Source organism: Stenotrophomonas nitritireducens (assembly GCF_001700965.1).
Lineage (GTDB): Bacteria > Pseudomonadota > Gammaproteobacteria > Xanthomonadales > Xanthomonadaceae > Stenotrophomonas > Stenotrophomonas nitritireducens_A.
The window spans coordinates 681,080-698,701 of sequence record NZ_CP016756.1; the positions used below are offsets into that span (position 1 = coordinate 681,080).

Annotated in this window: 18 protein-coding genes; 15 read left to right on the top strand and 3 right to left on the bottom strand. The window is 63.7% G+C overall.

Annotation, left to right across the window (positions count from 1 at the left end; genetic code table 11):
- Positions 1-47: 47 nt before the first annotated feature.
- The 3 genes from BCV67_RS03035 to BCV67_RS03045 all read right to left on the bottom strand — a co-directional run bounded on the left by BCV67_RS03035 (position 48) and on the right by BCV67_RS03045 (position 3,513).
- Positions 48-1,721: a PA domain-containing protein gene (locus BCV67_RS03035; protein ID WP_082746477.1), complete on the bottom strand. Its 1,674-nt coding sequence runs from the start codon at positions 1,719-1,721 to the stop codon at positions 48-50.
- Between the two features lie 14 nt (positions 1,722-1,735).
- Positions 1,736-2,137, bottom strand: coding sequence for a hypothetical protein (locus tag BCV67_RS03040; RefSeq protein ID WP_156455742.1), 402 nt, complete (start codon positions 2,135-2,137; stop codon positions 1,736-1,738).
- 674 nt (positions 2,138-2,811) lie between these two features.
- The gene (locus BCV67_RS03045) at positions 2,812-3,513 is read right to left on the bottom strand and encodes an FKBP-type peptidyl-prolyl cis-trans isomerase N-terminal domain-containing protein (protein ID WP_062166416.1); all 702 of its coding nucleotides are present in this window, start codon (positions 3,511-3,513) and stop codon (positions 2,812-2,814) included.
- A gap of 168 nt (positions 3,514-3,681) precedes the next feature.
- On the opposite strand from BCV67_RS03045, the gene BCV67_RS03050 reads away from it, so the two are divergent.
- The 15 genes from BCV67_RS03050 to rnt all read left to right on the top strand — a co-directional run bounded on the left by BCV67_RS03050 (position 3,682) and on the right by rnt (position 17,621).
- Positions 3,682-4,464 (top strand): enoyl-CoA hydratase-related protein, encoded by a 783-nt coding sequence (locus tag BCV67_RS03050; protein ID WP_062166417.1) that lies wholly within the window; start codon positions 3,682-3,684, stop codon positions 4,462-4,464.
- Positions 4,465-4,471: 7 nt separating this feature from the next.
- A complete protein-coding gene (locus tag BCV67_RS03055; protein ID WP_062166418.1) occupies positions 4,472-4,831 on the top strand; it encodes a hypothetical protein in 360 nt (119 codons plus the stop codon).
- 152 nt (positions 4,832-4,983) lie between these two features.
- The gene (gene nth / locus BCV67_RS03060) at positions 4,984-5,625 is read left to right on the top strand and encodes an endonuclease III (RefSeq protein ID WP_062171373.1); all 642 of its coding nucleotides are present in this window, start codon (positions 4,984-4,986) and stop codon (positions 5,623-5,625) included.
- 169 nt (positions 5,626-5,794) lie between these two features.
- A complete protein-coding gene (locus tag BCV67_RS03065; protein WP_062166419.1) occupies positions 5,795-7,006 on the top strand; it encodes an OprO/OprP family phosphate-selective porin in 1,212 nt (403 codons plus the stop codon).
- A 279-nt stretch (positions 7,007-7,285) separates the two neighbouring features.
- Positions 7,286-8,065, top strand: a complete 780-nt coding sequence (locus tag BCV67_RS03070) for a hypothetical protein (protein ID WP_062166420.1) — start codon at positions 7,286-7,288, stop codon at positions 8,063-8,065.
- Positions 8,066-8,182: 117 nt separating this feature from the next.
- Complete coding sequence (gene pstS / locus BCV67_RS03075; RefSeq protein WP_062166421.1) at positions 8,183-9,202, top strand: phosphate ABC transporter substrate-binding protein PstS; 1,020 nt, start codon at positions 8,183-8,185, stop codon at positions 9,200-9,202.
- Positions 9,203-9,644: 442 nt separating this feature from the next.
- Positions 9,645-10,733 (top strand): phosphate ABC transporter substrate-binding protein PstS, encoded by a 1,089-nt coding sequence (gene pstS, locus BCV67_RS03080; RefSeq protein ID WP_062166422.1) that lies wholly within the window; start codon positions 9,645-9,647, stop codon positions 10,731-10,733.
- A gap of 222 nt (positions 10,734-10,955) precedes the next feature.
- Entirely contained in the window at positions 10,956-11,927 is a 972-nt protein-coding gene (gene pstC / locus BCV67_RS03085; protein WP_062166423.1) for a phosphate ABC transporter permease subunit PstC, read from the top strand.
- Entirely contained in the window at positions 11,924-12,793 is an 870-nt protein-coding gene (gene pstA / locus BCV67_RS03090) for a phosphate ABC transporter permease PstA (RefSeq protein ID WP_172837767.1), read from the top strand. The genes pstC and pstA overlap by 4 nt, the downstream gene beginning before the upstream one ends.
- A gap of 31 nt (positions 12,794-12,824) precedes the next feature.
- Positions 12,825-13,655, top strand: coding sequence for a phosphate ABC transporter ATP-binding protein PstB (gene pstB / locus BCV67_RS03095; RefSeq protein WP_062166424.1), 831 nt, complete (start codon positions 12,825-12,827; stop codon positions 13,653-13,655).
- A gap of 155 nt (positions 13,656-13,810) precedes the next feature.
- Entirely contained in the window at positions 13,811-14,518 is a 708-nt protein-coding gene (gene phoU, locus BCV67_RS03100; RefSeq protein ID WP_062166425.1) for a phosphate signaling complex protein PhoU, read from the top strand.
- Positions 14,519-14,722: 204 nt separating this feature from the next.
- Positions 14,723-15,085: an HvfA family oxazolone/thioamide-modified RiPP metallophore gene (locus BCV67_RS03105; RefSeq protein WP_062166426.1), complete on the top strand. Its 363-nt coding sequence runs from the start codon at positions 14,723-14,725 to the stop codon at positions 15,083-15,085.
- Between the two features lie 22 nt (positions 15,086-15,107).
- Positions 15,108-15,935 (top strand): HvfB family MNIO-type RiPP peptide maturase, encoded by an 828-nt coding sequence (locus tag BCV67_RS03110; protein WP_062166427.1) that lies wholly within the window; start codon positions 15,108-15,110, stop codon positions 15,933-15,935.
- The gene (locus tag BCV67_RS03115; RefSeq protein WP_062166428.1) at positions 15,928-16,677 is read left to right on the top strand and encodes an HvfC family RiPP maturation protein; all 750 of its coding nucleotides are present in this window, start codon (positions 15,928-15,930) and stop codon (positions 16,675-16,677) included. The genes BCV67_RS03110 and BCV67_RS03115 overlap by 8 nt, the downstream gene beginning before the upstream one ends.
- 299 nt (positions 16,678-16,976) lie before the next feature.
- Positions 16,977-17,621, top strand: a complete 645-nt coding sequence (gene rnt / locus BCV67_RS03120) for a ribonuclease T (RefSeq protein ID WP_062166429.1) — start codon at positions 16,977-16,979, stop codon at positions 17,619-17,621.
- Position 17,622 lies beyond the last annotated feature (1 nt).

Here is a 17,622-nt window from a genome sequence, read left to right on the forward strand (position 1 = left end):
CAACAGCCTGTTGCACGAACCACCGTGCCGCAGCCGGCCAATGCCTGCTACAGCTTGGCAACGCATTGCCTGGCCTTTGCCACCTCCAGCGATGTGATCAAGGACTGCGCATGCAGTGAACTGATGTGGTCATTCATGCAGCGTAGCTGCTGACTGCGGTTCCCCGCAGCCGTAGACCGGCAGAGATTGCTCTGCGCTATGAGGTTGGCACCGGGAATGAACGAATCACGGTAGACCGGTATCGAGGTATCGCAGTTGCCCAGCTTGGCGGTGCCATTGCGATTGGTTGGCCAGCCCATTTCCTCGAACATCTCCAACGCCACATCCACCATCACATCCGCACGCAAGGTCTTGGTTTCCGCCGGTTCCATCAGGAAGTTCGGGGACATGTCGGAGTCAACATGCGAGAACGAGGACCCCGCCTGATAGACCGCAGGCGTGAACAGACGCATGCTGCCACCGGAATCCAGGCCATGGAATCGTTTCGGGTCGTCAACAAGACCCGCCGATAACACCGGTGCATCACTGCGCAGCAGGCTGCCAACTTCCCGGGTGACGCTGACCACAGGAATGGTGACCTGGTAACCCACCGTACCGCCGCCCGCATTGAGCTCGGTTTTTGGCACGTTGTTCGCAAGAATTACCGCTACAGCGCCAAGATCCTGCGCGTTCAAGGCCTTCCTCGAGAACTCGCAGCCCCCTCGGTCAACCAGTACAACCTTGCCCTGCAGTGCGGCTCCGTTGGCGATAAGCGGCTGACCGTCCTGGCCATTGCAGCCGGTATGCATGTCCACCCCACCCTCAGCCACGGCATCCTTCATCAGTACGATTTCGCCCTTCAGCGGCGACAGATCCCCGCTGCCAAACGCAGCCGGAATGTAGTCATGGTCCGCTGCAACGGGAGCGGTAATGCGCAGCATCTTCCGGTGATCCGCAAACAGTGCGGCCAGACGATTGGTTGCGCGCCCCCTCCATACCGTTTCACCTGGGGTGGTGAGAGCAACACCCATGCGCTTGTCAACAACATCGAAATCGTTGTAACTCATCGCATGCGGATTCGACCACGCCATACCATCCCACGGCCCCTTGCTAAAACGGATCGGCGTATTGAAAAAGAAGCGCGCATTACCTGACGCACCCAGGCCATGGCCGATCTCATGCATGATGACGTTCAGGAAGTTGGCACGATCTTCAATGTTGTGCGGTTTGTTGCCGGCCAATCCGTAGTACCAGCCGCTTGCTCCCAGTGCTTGACAGGACGGCGTATCGATCGCAGAGCTGAAGTTGGTCAGAATGTCGTTTCTGTCGGGATCGAGATCGCGGCTGACCAAGGCATTTGCCAAAGCAACGGGATATTCGTAGTCGTCCGCCCCACCCTGTGAAACCTCACTGGCCTTGATCTTGGCAATGGCAGCGGCCTGGCCAAGTACGATTTCGCCCTGTGTGCAGTTCAGCGGTGCAAACGACGCTTCCACCTTGATCTCGGCCGAGCTGCGCAACAACGCCCCCCACAGATCCATCGCGAATTGATAGGAAATCATCCGCTGCTGTCCCAAGGTTCTACCGGGGTTCCCACCAATTGGCGTTACCGGCGTCGGGTCATTCAAGCCAACACCGGGGCTATCGAGATTGACCAACGTTATTCTGGCCTGCGCCTGCGCTGGAGAGATAACAGCGCACAGTGCCGCTGCGGTACAGACCGCAAGTAGTTTCATTTTCATGGCTTCTTCTCCCTTCAGCGCGTGCTGTTGTCGTTGACACCATGCGAAGCGTTCATGCCGCCGCCTTTGAGCGGCACCGCATACATCGGCTCGATTTCCTGACGCGACGTCAACACGACCCCCGCTCCGCTGCGGTCCGCTGCCGCTTGCCGTAGTGCCTGCTCAACCGTCTCCGGCATCCGCGCCAAGGCACGATTCAAGCCGTCCGATGCTGCGCGGTCCGCGGCGCTGCGACGCAGACCTGCCGCAGCTATCCTGCGCTGTACGTCCTGCGCATCACTCGTTCTCGCACGCGTACGCAGGACCTCGGCTGCAGACATCGGAACACCTATCAGCGCGGCATGGTCCGGCACGGGCTCCGTCGCGGACTGCGCAAACGCACCATTGCCGACCGCCCCACCCAAGACGGCAGTCACGGCGCACAACCAGCAAAGAACCCATTTACGATCTCGTTGCATTTCGTCACCCCTTCAATGGAACGCGGTAAGCATGGCCGCGAACGGGAAACCGAAACCCCAACATCCGACAGCGGAAGCCTCCGCTGCGCTGCAGCCTCCTGCGTAAACCTGACCATTGACGGCCAATCAACCTGGTTGGGTGCTGCGGCTCCGCCTGCTGGACGACCTCGTCGATGCACGTGCTGCAGAAATGCAACGTGCCGCAGAAATCATAGGTTGGTATCACGCAAGGAAATTGACATTTGTTCGGAGCCCGAAGCTCATGTTCGTTCTTATGCGAGGAACAGGCACGGCAGAACATGGCTACACCGTCGAGTGCGGCAGCCGGGATACAACGCTCAACACTGCTTGTTGACTATCGAGCAACGGAACGCAGGCGCGGTTGGAACCCGTCGCTCAAGCCCGCACGCGCACCACGTTGATTCGTACAGAACAGGCAGCACATCCACCTATCTGATCGCGACGCAATGCCGTGGGCGCAGCCAGATTGCGACAACCCGTGCTTACCGCTACCACTGAGGTATTTCCGATAAAGCCCTTGCCGAGCATGGCTCGGCACTACATGCGATTGCGGGCACAAAAAAAGCGCCGGTGTTGCCACCGGCGCTTTTTATTGCATCACTGGCGCGCTGTTACTTGACGCTGACCAGCTTGATTTCGAACTGCACAGCCACGTTCGGCGGGAACGGGGTGCGCGGGTCGGCACCGTAGGCCTTTTCCGGCGGCAGGGTGACTTCCCACTTGGCGCCGGCCGGCATCTGCAGCAGGGTTTCGCGCATGGCTGCCATCTCGACTTCGCTCAGCTTGATCGACGGGATCGACTGGGCCGGGCGAGCTTCGGTCGGGCGCTGGCCGTACGGGAACGGACCGGCCACTTCCAGCGCAACGGTGCTGGCCTGGGTCGGCTTGGCGCCGTTGCCGGCTTCGATCACGCGGTACTGCACGCCGCTGGCCAGGGTCTGCACGCCGGCCTTGGCCTTGTTGGCGGCAATGAACTGGTCACTGCGGGTCTTGTTTTCGGCAGCCGCCTTTTCGTACTCGGCCTTGGCAGCCTGGGCACGGCTCTGCTCGCGACGCTGGAACGCTTCAACGGCAGGCTTGAGCTGGTCGGCGGTGATGGCCGGCTGCTTCTTGGCATAGGCGTCCTGCAGGCCCTTGACCACCGAAGCGATGTCCAGCTGTTCGCCACGGCCGGTGAGCTCGGCCAGGTTGTTGCCGTAGTCATAGCCGAAGTAATAGCTCAGCTTGCCCTTCTCGGACGCGATGTCCTGGGCGAAAGCAGTGCCGGTGACGGCCAGGGCGGCCACGGCGACCGCGATAGAACGCAACTTCATCAAACAGTTCTCCAGGAAAGGTGTCTCAGGGCAAACATGCCGCTAGAGGCGACGGGTTAGGATAGCCGTCACAAAGGCTGTCCGCCACTGACGACGCGTTCTATGACCGCCGTCGGTTAAAAGAGTTCAATTCCTCACTTTTTTTTAACGTTTTGAGGTTCTGCCCGTATGTCCGATGCACCGGTTTCAACCAGCACCCACGCAGGCATCCGCACCATTACCGTGCAGCGCCCGGAAAAGCTCAATGCGCTCAACCGCCAGACCCTGGAAGCCCTGGATGCCGCCTTCGCCGAGGCGGCACTGGCTGCAGACGTAAGAGTGGTAGTCCTGACTGGCGCCGGCAGCAAGGCCTTCGTGGCCGGGGCGGACATTGCCGAAATGAATACCCTGACCCCAGTTCAGGGCCGCGACTTCTCACTGGTCGGGCAGCGCCTGATGCGCCGTATCGAGCGCCTGAACAAGCCGGTGATCGCCATGATCAATGGTTTTGCGCTGGGCGGCGGCATGGAGCTGGCCATGGCCTGCCACCTGCGCATCGCCGCCGACAGCGCCAAGCTGGGCCAGCCGGAGATCAACCTGGGCCTCGTGCCGGGCTTTGGCGGCACCCAGCGCCTGCTGCGCCTGGGCGGCCGTGCCGCCGCGCTGGAGTTGTGCCTGCTGGGCGCGCCGATCAGCGCCGAGCGTGCGCTGCAGCTGGGCCTGGTCAACCGCGTGGTCGCCGCCGCCGAACTGGAAACCCAGACCACCCAGCTGGCCGAGCAGCTGGCCAACGCCGCGCCGCTGGCCCTGCGCGGCATTCTGGATGCGATCAATGTGGGCGGTGAATGCGGCATCGAAGAAGGGCTGGAATACGAAAGCGCGCAGTTCGGCCTGGTGTTCTCCACCCAGGACATGCGTGAAGGCACCAGCGCCTTCCTGGAACGCCGCAAGCCGGAATTCAAGAACCACTGAGTTGTCCATGGTTACCGCAAGCACCCCACCCCGCCAGTTGCTGCAGTTCGTGCTGGACGATGATCTGGATGCGGCGCTGCGCGCCGGGCTGATGGACTACCTGCCGCAGCCCGGCGATGCGTTGCTGGATCCAGCCTGCCCGCAGCTGCCTCAGCAGCTGCAGCAGGCCCAGCAACAACTTCGCACCGCCTGGGCCGCACGCGAGCGCTACCGCGCACGTGCCGCCCGCCTGGAACGGCGCGCGGCCGAGCGTCAGGCCCGTCGCGCACCGCCACCTACCGCCGACAGCAAACCTGCCCTGCCCTCGGCTGCGGCAGCCATTCTGGCGCGGGCCAAGGCCCGTGCGGCAGGGAATCCCAGCGCATGAAAGCAACTCCCGGGAAAAAGGCGGCGGCCAAGACGGCTGTCGGCAAAAAAGTGATCACCAAAAAAACCGGCGCCAAGCCGATTGTCAGCAAGCAGGCTGCCACGCCCAAACCTGCGGCACCCAAGGCGCCGGCAAGCCGCAGCAGCAAGCGCATGAACGCTGCACAGGTGCTGGAGATGTTCACCCGCCTGCGCGAGCTCAACCCGCACCCGACCACCGAGCTGGAGTACAGCACGCCGTTCGAGCTGCTGGTCGCGGTGACCTTGTCGGCACAGGCTACTGACGTGGGTGTCAACAAGGCCACCCGCAAGCTGTTCCCGGTGGCCAATACCGCCCAGGCCATTCTTGCGCTGGGCGAGGAAGGATTGAAGCCGTACATCGCCACCATCGGCCTGTTCAATGCCAAGGCCAAGAACGTGATTGCCGCCTGCGCGATCCTGGTCGACAAGTACGGCGGCGAGGTGCCGGCCGAGCGCGCCGCGCTGGAAGCCCTGCCCGGGGTGGGCCGCAAGACGGCCAACGTGGTGCTCAACACCGCCTTCGGCCAGCCGACCATGGCGGTGGACACGCATATCTTCCGCGTTGCCAACCGCACCGGGCTGGCACCCGGCAAGGACGTACGCGCGGTCGAGGATGGCTTGATGAAGGTCATCCCGGCTGAGTTCCTGCAGGATGCGCATCACTGGCTGATCCTGCACGGGCGCTATGTCTGCAAGGCGCGCAAACCGGATTGCCCGCAATGCGTGATCCGTGACCTGTGCCAGTTCAAGGACAAGACAGCCGACGCCGCGTGAACGCCCGCGGCTGCCATCTGGACGACACGTTCCGGTAACAGCCCCAAGGCTCAATACGCAGGTGCTTGCACTGACGGGCGCAAGCCAGTCGCCGGGCTGTCACATTTACGCAATCTTTACGCCCTAGCCTTCGCAGCAACCTCCAACCGCCTGCAAGGCTACCCACCCAATGAAACTGCATCGCCAACTCCTCACTGCGGCCGTGGCTGCTGCACTGTTCGCGCCGGCTGCACACGCTGAAGTCGCCATCGACGTTATTGGCGGTTCCGAAATCACCTTCGAAGGCCTGGTGCAGGCTGACGGCAACTGGTTCAGCAATGACAAGGCCGACTTGAACGGCAACACCGGCAAGAACGGCAAGGACAGCGAGTTCGAACTGCGTCGCGCCGAGCTGGTGCTCAAGGGCAAGGGCCCGGGCAACATCGAGTGGGTGGTGGGCTACGACGCCAAGGCAGACAAGTTCCTGGACACCAACGTCAAGTACAAGCTGGGCGGCAACAGCAACCACTTCCTGCAGGCCGGCCAGTTCAAGCAGCCCAACAGCCTGGAAGAACTGTCCAGCACCAAGAACAACGACTTCATCTCCAAGGCCACCGTCACCAACACCTACGCCGTTGCCCGCCGCCTCGGCGTCGGTTATGGCGTTGGCGACAGCAACTGGTCGGTCACCGCTTCGGCCTTCGGCCGCGAGTTGACCCGTGATCTGGCCCACGGCAGCGGCTACGGCGTGCGCGGCACCTTTGCCCCGATCAACGAGAAGGGCAACATCCTGCACCTGGGCCTGAGCTACGTCGATTACGACACCGATGCCGACCTGCTGCGCCTGCGCGCGCGTCCGAATGCCGACCTTGCCACCGTGCGCCTGGTCGACAGCGGCGACCTGAAGGACACCGACCGCCTGAGCACCATCGGCGCCGAAGCCATGTACGTGCGCGGCCCGTTCAAGGCCCAGGGCGAATACTACAGCTCCAAGGCCAAGCGCTACGACCACGACAACTACAGCACCGACGGCTATTACATCAGCGGCGTGTGGAACGTCACTGGCGAGACCTGGGGCTACAAGGGCGGCACCCCGAGTCTTGGCCTGCCGGACGAGCCGGGCCGCGGCATGTGGCAGCTGGGCGCACGCTTCGATCACATCGACCTCAACGACGGCGGCCTGAAGGCACCGGCGGTGGTCGGCGGCACCCCGCTGGTGGACGGCGTGCTCGGCGGCAAGATGGACATCTGGACCGTCGGTGCCAACTGGTACTGGCGCTCCAACTTCAAGGCCTCGCTGAACTACGTGATGGTCGACAGCAACAAGTACGCCTCGGCCAGCAAGAAGTTCGTCAGCGACAAGCCGGACATCCTGGAAGCACGCCTGCAGTTCTTCTGGTAAGAAATCGCTGCCTGCACTACCTCGAACGCCCCGCAAGGGGCGTTCTTTTTTCCGCTGGACCGGCATCGTTGTGGGAGCGGCGTAAGCCGCGAAGCTGATGGTCTGGATGCGTACGCTGACCCTGCGATCTGAATATCTGTCAGCTTCGCGGCTTACGCCGCTCCCACATGCCGACAGCTGCGACGATGCGGTTGTCCCCGGCGATCTGAAGCTGTGTAAGCTTCGCGGCTCATGCCGCTCCCACAACAAACCACAGGGGCGCATCAACCGGACGGATCCATGCGCACCTGCCTGCTTGTACTGCTGCTCTCCCTGCCCTTGACCGCCTTCGCCCAGGACTGTGGCGACGACAGCGCTGCGCGCATCACCCAGGCCTATGGGCAACGCGATATCAATGCCCTGCCCGATCGCCCCGGCTGGGCCATCGACGCCTCACGCGGTGCATGCCGGGTGTGGCCGGCCGATACGTCGCTGACCCTGCTCGCGGTGCCGGTGCTTGGCCCGGAAGAATTCAACGGCGAGGTGCAACAGGGCGACCTGGATGTACTGGTCGTCGACAGCACCACGCTGCGCCCGCGCGCGGGGCTGCGGCTCGCTGACGTGATGAGCAGCGATGCCATCCATGTGGACAGTGTCAGCCTGGATACCGCGCGCTATCGCCTGGCACCCGACGTGCGCGCCTTCGGCATCCGCAGCGCGCGCAGCAATTCCTCGCAGCCCAATCCTTTCAGCGACACCCGCCTGCAGCTTCTGGTGTTCGACGGCACTACCCTGAAGACCATTACCGGGCAGATCGTCGTCTCCAGCAGCGGCGGCGAATGGGACACCCGTTGCGCCGGTGAGTTTCATGAAACAAAGCGCACGCTGGAAGTTGGCCCGCTGCCGGCACAAGGCTGGGCAACGCTGACAGTACGTGAGCGCAGCGCCACCACCGCAAGCCGCGAGGACGCCAACGGCAACTGTATTGAAGAGCGCGAGGACCTGCCCGTGCGCAGTTTCACCCTTCGCCCGGTGCAACGCAGCTACCCGCTGCCGAGCACGATGGAGGCAAACTTCTGACGGCTGACGGCGCTGTCATTTGAACGTCATATGACAGTCGCTGCGCTGTCATCAAATGGTTATGGAATAGGCCCCGGGCGGAACTCACCGCACATTCACACCTCCCAGGAGCCACTTGTGATCCACGCCATCAAATCGCGCGCAGCCATCGCCATCCTCGCTGCGTCGTCCGTGTTCGCCGCCAATGCTGCCGATGTCACTGGCGCCGGCGCGTCCTTCATCTACCCGGTCATGTCCAAGTGGTCGGCCGATTACAACACCGCCACCAGCAAGCGCGTGAACTACCAGTCGATCGGCTCCGGCGGCGGCATCGCGCAGATCAAGGCCAACACCGTGGACTTCGGTTCGTCCGATGCCCCGCTGAAGCCGGAGGAACTGGCTGCCGCAGGCCTGGTGCAGTTCCCGTCGGTGATCGGCGGCGTGGTGCCGGTGCTCAACGTGGCCGGCGTCGAGCCGGGTGCGATGAAGCTCGACGGCCCCACCCTGGCCAACATTTTCCTGGGCAAGATCAGCAAGTGGAATGACCCGGCCATCGTCGCGCTGAACACCGGCCTGACCCTGCCGGACACCAAGATCACCGTCGTGCACCGCTCCGATGGTTCGGGCACCACCTTCAACTTCGTCAACTACCTGTCCAAGGTCAACGCGGACTGGAAGAACAGCGTCGGTGAAGGCACCAGCGTGCAGTGGCCGGCCGGCATCGGCGGCAAGGGCAACGAAGGCGTGGCCGCTTACGTCAAGCAGATCAAGGGCGCCATCGGTTATGTCGAGTTCTCCTACGCACTGCAGAACCGCCTGACCTTTTCGCGCATGAAGAACGCCGCCGGCAACTTCGTGCAGCCGCGCGACGAGACCTTCTCGGCCGCTGCCGCCAGCGCTGATTGGGCCAATGCCCGTGACTTCTACCTGGTGATGACCAATGCCCCGGGCGAACAGTCCTGGCCGATCACTGCCACCAACTTCATCCTGATGCGCAAGCAGCCCAAGAGCGCCGAAGGTGCCAAGGCGACGGTCGAGTACTTCCGCTGGATCTACGCCAACGGCGACGCCCAGGCTCGCCAGCTGGACTACGTGCCGCTGCCGGATCCGTTGGTGCGCCAGATTGAAACCTACTGGCAGCAGAACCTGAATTATTGAGTAAAGAGCCGGCGGGTCCCTCTCTCCCTCGTCGTCTCAAGCGCGGATCGAGCGATCCGCGCTTTTTTTTGCCTTGTTTTGTAGTGCCGAGCCATGCTCGACAGAGGCATTACCGGTGAAGCCCCTGCCGAGCATGGCTCGGCACTACAGGGCGGCTTGGCTTCGGCTCCACCTGTAGAGCGGAGCCGTGCTCCGCTGGGGCTTTACCGGGAACGCCCCCCTGCCGAGCAGGGCTCGGCACTACAGGGCATTGCGGCGCCGCTCTCGCTGTCATCAAGCTGCCGAATCCCTACCCTGGCCCTACCCGCGGCCAACTTTACAGCCATTGATTCCATTGGCTTTTCCATATTTTTTTTACGATGTAATCAGGCTGTAACAAAAACATCATTTCATAGCCGCATCCGCCGGCAGTGCCGGCACTTCTCCCGCTATGGAGTGACGCATGAAGCTGCACACAACCGGTCTGGCCGCCCTTTCGCTGGCCATTGCGCTGGGCCTGTCGGCCTGTGGTGACAAGGGTAATCAGGCCGCTTCCGCCCCGGGCGCAGCCGGTGCGTCGGCCAATGCCGCCGGTGACAAGGTTTCCGTCGAGATCTCCGGCGCCGGCGCTTCGTTCATCTTCCCGCTGGTGTCCAAGTGGTCGGCCGATTACAACGCCGCCACCGGCGCCAAGATCAATTACCAGTCGATCGGCTCGGGCGGTGGTATCGCCCAGATCAAGGCCGGCACCGTCGACTTCGGCTCGTCCGACAAGCCGCTGTCCACCGAAGAGCTGGCACAGGCTGGCCTGGGCCAGTTCCCGTCTGCCATCGGCGGCGTGGTGCCGGTGGTCAACCTGGAAGGCCTGCAGCCGGGCCAGCTGCGCCTGACCGGCACCCTGCTGGCGGACATCTTCCTGGGCAAGATCAAGACCTGGAACGACAAGGCCATCGCCGACGCCAACCCGGGCGTGGCCCTGCCGGACACCAAGATCACCCTGGTGCACCGTTCCGATGGTTCGGGCACCACCTTCAACTTCTCCAACTACCTGTCCAAGGTCAGCGGTGAGTGGAAGGACAAGGTTGGCGAAGGCACCTCGGTGCAGTGGCCGGACGGCGTCGGCGGCAAGGGCAATGAAGGCGTTGCTTCCTACGTGCAGCAGATCAAGGGCTCGGTGGGTTATGTCGAGCTGGCCTACGCGCTGCAGAACAACATGCCGTACGCCTCGATGCAGAACGCCGCTGGCAGCTGGGTGCAGCCGACCGCTGAAACCTTTGCCGCCGCCGCAGCCAGCGCCGACTGGGCGAATGCCAAGGACTTCAACCTGGTGATCACCAACGCACCGGGCGCCAATGCCTGGCCGATCACCGCCACCAACTTCATGCTGATGCACAAGCAGCCGAAGGATGCCAAACGCAGCGCCGATACCCGCGCGTTCTTCAAGTGGGCCTTCGAGAACGGCCAGGCGCAGGCCAACGAACTGCACTACGTTCCGCTGCCGGCCGAGCTGGTCACCCAGATCGAGTCGTACTGGGCTGCTGAGTTCAAGTGATGCGATGACGCGGGTGCGCCGCTGGCGCACCCGCCTTGTCATTGCCTCATCCCCGCGCAGGTGGGGATTGCTGCCGATTCCGCTGTTGCTGTTGTTCCCCCGCTGCTGCCCTTGGCGCTACACGCAAGAGGCAAGCGCGATTCCCGCCTCGGCGGGAATGACGGGTTCCCTCGTTCGAGGGACTGATTCTTCACCGCATCCTCCTGGGCCCCTGCCGCTGCCATGAATGCCATTGCACCGTCCCTCGCTTCGTCGCCCACTTCGCGCGATCTGCGCGACGCCCGCAACGACCGGCTGTTCCGCTGGTTCCTGATCGCCACGGTGATCTTCGTGCTGGTCGCGCTGGCCAGTGCCGCCCTTTCCATGCTCTGGGGTGGCCGCCATGCGCTGCAGGAACAGGGACTGAGCTTCTTCTATTCCTCCGACTGGAATCCTGTCGAGAACAAGTTCGGCGCGCTGGCACCGATCTACGGCACCATCGTCACCGCCTTGATCGCGATGTTGATCGCGGTGCCGGTGAGTTTCGGCATCGCCTTCTTCCTGACCGAAGTGGCGCCGCGCTGGCTGCGTGGCCCGGTCGGCACCGCCATCGAATTGCTGGCCGGCATCCCCTCGATCATCTACGGCATGTGGGGCCTGTTTGTGCTGGTGCCGGTGATGACCCAGTACGTCACCCCGTTCCTCAACGATCACCTTGGCCCGCTGCCTGTGATCGGCGCACTGTTCCGCGGCCCGCCACTGGGCATCGGCATGCTTACCGCCGGCTTTGTGCTGGCGATCATGGTCATTCCCTTCATCTCCTCGGTGATGCGCGAGGTCTTCCTCACCGTCCCCACCCGCCTGAAGGAGTCGGCCTATGCGCTGGGCTCGACCAAGTGGGAAGTGAGCTGGGACATCGTGCTGCCGTATACCCGCTCGGCGGTGATCGGCGGCGTGTTCCTCGGCCTGGGCCGCGCACTGGGTGAAACCATGGCGGTGGCCTTCGTGATCGGCAACAGCGTGCGCCTGACCCCCTCGCTGCTGGAGCCGGGCACCACCATTGCCGCGTTGATCGCCAACGACTTTGGTGAAGCCACCGAAACCTACCGCTCGGCCCTGCTGCTGCTCGGCTTCGTGTTGTTCATCGTCACCTTCGTGGTGCTGGCACTGGCCCGCCTGATGCTGATGCGCCTGTCCCGCAAGGAGGGCAACTGATGTCCGCTTCCGCCTCTGACGCGCTGTACCTGCGCCGCCGCATCACCAATGTCGTGGCCTTGCTACTGGGCTGCGCCACCGCACTGTTCGGCCTTTTCTTCCTCGGCTGGATTCTGTGGACGCTGCTGTCCAAGGGCCTGCCCGGCATCAACCTCAATCTGTTTACCAAGATGACGCCGCCGCCCATGCAGGAAGGCGGTCTGCTCAACGCCTTCTTCGGCAGCGCGGTGATGTGTGCACTGGCAATCGGCATCGGCACGCCGCTGGGCGTGGCTGCCGGCACCTGGCTGGCTGAGTACGGCAATGCGCGCAAGGCCGGTACGGTGGTGCGCTTCGTCAATGACATCCTGTTGTCGGCACCATCCATCGTGCTCGGCCTGTTCGTCTACACCTTGTACGTGATGCAGACCGGCGGCCAGTTCTCCGCGTTTGCCGGTGCGCTGTCGCTGGCCTTCATCGTGTTGCCGGTGGTGATCCGTACCACCGACGAAATGCTGCGACTGGTGCCGGTGCAGATGCGTGAAGCCGCGCTGGCGCTGGGCGTGCCGCAGTGGAAGGTGATCATGCAGGTGCTGTACCGCAGTGCCATGGCCGGCATCGTCACCGGCATCCTGCTCGCCCTTGCGCGCATCTCCGGCGAAACCGCACCGCTGCTGTTCACCGCCTTCGGCAACCAGTACTGGAACAGCAACGTGATGCAGCCGATGGCGTCGGTGCCGGTGGTGATGAACCAGTTCGCCGGCAGCCCGTATGAATCCTGGCAGGTGCTGGCCTGGGCCGGCGCCCTGGTGCTGACGGTGTTCGTGCTGCTGGTCAGCCTGTCCGCGCGTGGCCTGCTGCTGCGCAACCGCATTTCGAACGACTGAACTTAAACGATTGACTGCCATGGACCTCCCCATGAACGACCTCAGCAATGCCGTACCGATGCAGCGCATCGCCGTGCCCGCCGCCAACCAGTCGCTGCACACGCCGGCGCCGGTCAAGCTGGCCGCACGCGGCCTGGACTTCTACTACGACAAGTTCCATGCGCTGAAGAACATCAACCTGGAAATCCCCGAGAAGCGCGTCACCGCGCTGATCGGCCCGTCTGGTTGCGGCAAGTCCACCCTCCTGCGCATCTTCAACCGCATCTATGCGCTGTACCCCAAGCTTGAAGCCAAGGGTGAAGTGCTGCTGGATGGCGAGAACATCCTCTCGCCGAAGTACCCGATGAACCGCCTGCGTTCCAAGGTGGGCATGGTGTTCCAGAAGCCGGTGCCGTTCCCGATGACCATCTTCGAGAACGTGGCCTACGGTATCCGCCACCACGAGAAGCTGTCCAAGGCCGAGATGACCGTGCGCGTGGAGCAGGCGTTGCGCCAGGGCGCGCTGTGGGACGAGGTGAAGGACAAGCTCAACCAGAGCGCGCTGGGCCTGTCCGGTGGCCAGCAGCAGCGCCTGTGTATCGCCCGCGCCGTGGCCCTGCGCCCGGACGTGCTGCTGCTCGACGAGCCGACCTCGGCGCTGGACCCCATCTCCACCAGCCGCATCGAGCAGCTGGTTGAAGAACTGAAGAGCAATTACACGATCGCCATCGTCACCCACAACATGCAGCAGGCAGCGCGTGTGTCCGACTACACCGCCTTCATGTACCTGGGCGACCTGATCGAACACGACCGCACCGAAACCATCTTCTCCAACCCCTCCAAGCAGCAGACCGAAGACTACATCACCGGTCGCTTTGGCTGAGGCTGGCGCGCGTGGGCCGGCAACTGGCCCGGCGCCCGCTGGATGCCTGGCCACGGATGGCCAGGCCGCACTGCGAAGCCACCGACCGGCCAGGGATGGCACCACAGTTTTCGAACGAATGCAGTCCCACTCCAACAGTTTCCAGCGAGCATTCCATGAACCTTCCCAACGACCACATCGTCAAGAGCTACGACGAAGAGCAGCAGCGGCTGGTAGCCGAGATCGTGCGCATGGGCGAAATGTCCGTTGCCCAGCTCGAGGCCGCGCTGGACGTGATCGAGCGCCGCGATGAAAAAGCGGCGCAGCGCATCGTCGCCAACGACGAGGCCATCGACCAGCTGGAGCAGCAGATCAGCCACGACGTGATGCGCCTGGCGCTGCGTGGGCCGATGGCCCGCGACCTGCGCGAAATCCTCGCCGGCCTGCGCATCCCCGCCGACATCGAGCGCATCGGCGACTACGCCGCCAACGTCGCCAAGCGTTCCATCGCCCTGGCCACGGTGCCGCCGCTGCCGCAGATCCAGGGTGTGCGGGCGTTGGGACGGCTGGCCGCGCAGCAGGTGCGTCGTGCCATGGAAGCCTACCGTGACAATGATGCAGAGGCCGCGCTGAAGCTGCGCGCCGACGACGCGCGTCTGGATGCGCAGTACACCGCGTTGTTCCGCGAGTTGCTGACCTACATGATGGAAGACCCGCGCAACATCACCCCGTGCACGCATCTGTTGTTCATGGCAAAGAACCTCGAACGCATTGGTGACCACGCCACCAACATTGCCGAGAACGTCTGGTTCCTGGTGCACGGGGATGCGCCGCTGCCGCCGCGCGAGAAGCGCGACGAAACCAGCACTGTCGATCACGCCTGACCCCCTGCGGCAAGGCCGCTGCGTAAACGCACAGCGACCGGGTCGATCAATGCGCCGGTCATCACTGGCCGCTGCCGTGAGCTGAATCAAACGGGCCCCCGCGGGCCCGTTGTCGTTCCAACGGTGGCAAGGTGGCGCCGTTGGCTGGAACGGCTTGCTAAGCTCCAGCCTCCCCCCGGCCCAACCACCACCGGAGTTAGCACAATGGCCATCGACATCCGCAAGCCCACCACCCTCGCCTTGGGCGTCGCCCTGTTCGGCAGCATGGCAAGCCCCGCTTTTGCCATCACCGACCTGGCCCAGGGTTACGCCCTCGGGGCCAGCGCCCAGACCCCACCGACAGCCCAAGCCCAGGCCGCCGCCGCTACCGACCAGGCCGCAGCCGACGCCAAGCAGAAGGCGGAAGGCAAGTGCGGTGAAGGCAAATGTGGCGAAGGTAAATGCGGCGCTGACAAGGACAAGCCGAAGACCGACGCCGCCAAGGCCGAAGGCGAAGCGGCGACCAGCGCCGATAAAACCAACGCCGAAGGCAAGTGCGGCGAGGGCAAGTGTGGCGGCAAGCACTAAGCCCGACGGCCAGGGCCAGCGCATGCCGGCCCAGGCCAGCGCCGGCTTGGGCCTGCGGCGCTCGCTGCTTGATACCCTGCAGCAAGCACCGGCCGGCTCCTTTGATTTTCTCGAGTGCGCACCGGACAACTGGATAGGCGTCGGCGGCGCGCTGGGCGAGGCGTTGTCGGCGCTGTCGCAGCAGCATCCGCTCAGCTGCCATGGCCTGTCGCTGTCATTGGGCGGGCCGGCTCCGCTGGATGTGGATTTCCTGGCACAGACCCGCCGTTTCCTGGACCAGCACCAGGTGGCGCTGTACAGCGAACACCTGAGCTGGTGCAGCGATGAGGGCCATCTGTACGAGCTGCTGCCGCTGCCTTTCACCAGCGAAGCGGTACGGCATGTGGCCGCGCGCATCCGCCAGGCACAGGACATCCTCGGCCGGCGTATCGCGGTGGAAAACGCCTCCTACTACGCCGTGCCCGCGGCCGACATGGACGAGGCGGAGTTCATCAATGCCGTCCTGGCCGAGGCCGATTGCGACCTGCTGCTGGACGTCAACAACGTTTACGTCAACGCCATCAACCACGGCTACGACGCACGCGCGTTTCTTGCGCGCCTGCCCTCGCGGCGTATTGCCAGCTACCACGTGGCCGGCCACCACGATGAAGCCGACGATCTGAAGATCGACACCCACGGCATGCCGGTCAAAGGCGATGTCTGGCAGCTGCTGGCCGATACCTATGCCATGCACGGAGTACGTCCCACGTTGCTGGAACGCGATTTCAACTTCCCGCCATTGCCCGAACTGCTGGCCGAGGTAAGCCGCATCCGCCAGCTGCAGGATGCCCAGGCCGGCCGCGATGACTGACTCCCTGGCCGCGCTGCAACGGGCGTTCGCCGCCCACCTGCGCGATCCGCAGCAGCACCCGGCACCAGCAGGCCTCGACGATGCACGCATGCAGGTGTACCGCGAGCTGTACTTCAACAACATCCTGAGCCTGCTGGCCGCCAATTTCCCGGTAATCGCCGAAACCGTGGGGCCGGCGCGCTGGCCGCAACTGGTGCGCGCGTTCTGCCGCGAGCGTCGCGCACACACGCCGCTGTTCCCGGAGATCGGGCAGGAATTCATCGCCTTCCTGGACCAACGCGGCGTCGACCCGGAAGCGCCCTGGCTGCTGGAACTGGCACATTACGAGTGGATCGAACTGGCGCTGAAGATCACCGATGCGCCGTTGCCCGCACATGATCCACACGGCGATCTGCTGCTCGGCAGCCCGGTGGTTTCGCCCTGCTGCCGTGCCCTCGCCTACCACTGGCCGGTGCATCGGATTGCTCCGCAATACCAGCCCAGCGATCCACCGCTGCAGCCGACCCTGCTGCTGGCCCGGCGCCAGGCTGATGGCAACATCGTGTTCTCCGAGCTGTCGCCCCTGCTGTACCGCCTGCTGGAACGGCTGGAACAGTTTCCCGCGCTCAGCGGGCGCGAACAGCTTCAGCAGTTGGCCGATGAGGCGGGCACGCAGGCGGATGAGGCATTCATCGCCAATGGCGCGGCGATGTTGCGGCAATTGCAGGACAAGGGCTGTCTGTTGGGTAGCACGGCTCCCTGACTTTGACGGAGGTTCGATTGTTCGCATTGCTTGGTTGAAGGCTTAAACCCCTTCTGTCTGCGGCAACGATGCGCCCCCTCCCTCGTTCTTGCCCGCGATAACGCGCCCCTCCCTTTGGCCAAAGGCCAAGGGGAGGGTTGGGGAGGGGTTGGCTTTGAGGACCTTCCACGCAAGCCCGGCTTCGCGGCTTACGCCGCTCCTACAGGCATCGTCTGGAAAGCTCCCGCCGCGCACGGCGCGGCACCACCGGCAAGTCTTTGCCGACACGGCCGCTTGACACGCTCTGCTACCCTATTGCGATGAACGAATCTGTTGAACCCTCGCTGCCCCGCCCTGCCCACACGCCCATGGCGCAACGCTTCCGTGGCTTTCTGCCGGTGGTGGTGGACGTGGAAACCGGCGGCTTCGACTGTAATCGTCATGCCCTGCTCGAGATCGCCGCCGTGCCGGTGGAGATGGATGAAAACGGCCGGCTATATCCCGGCCAGACCGCCAGCGCGCATGTGATCCCGGCCGAAGGCACCGAAATCGATCCCAAATCATTGGAGATCACCGGCATCGTGCTGGACCACCCGTTCCGCCTGGCCAAGCCCGAGCGCGAGGCGCTGGAGCATGTGTTCGCACCGATCCGCGCGGCAATGAAAAAATACAACTGCCAGCGCGCGATCCTGGTTGGCCACAACGCTCATTTCGACCTGAACTTCGTGAATGCCACCGTTGCCCGCAGCGGCCACAAACGCAATCCCTTCCATCCTTTCAGCGTGTTCGACACCGTGACCCTGGCCGGCGTTGCCTACGGCCAGACCGTGCTTGCACGCTCAGTGCAGGCTGCCGGTTTTGAATGGGATGCCAGTGAGGCGCACAGCGCGGTCTACGACACCGAACAGACCGCACGCCTGTTCTGCAAGATCGTCAACGCCTGGCCGACCACAACCGCTGGTTGAG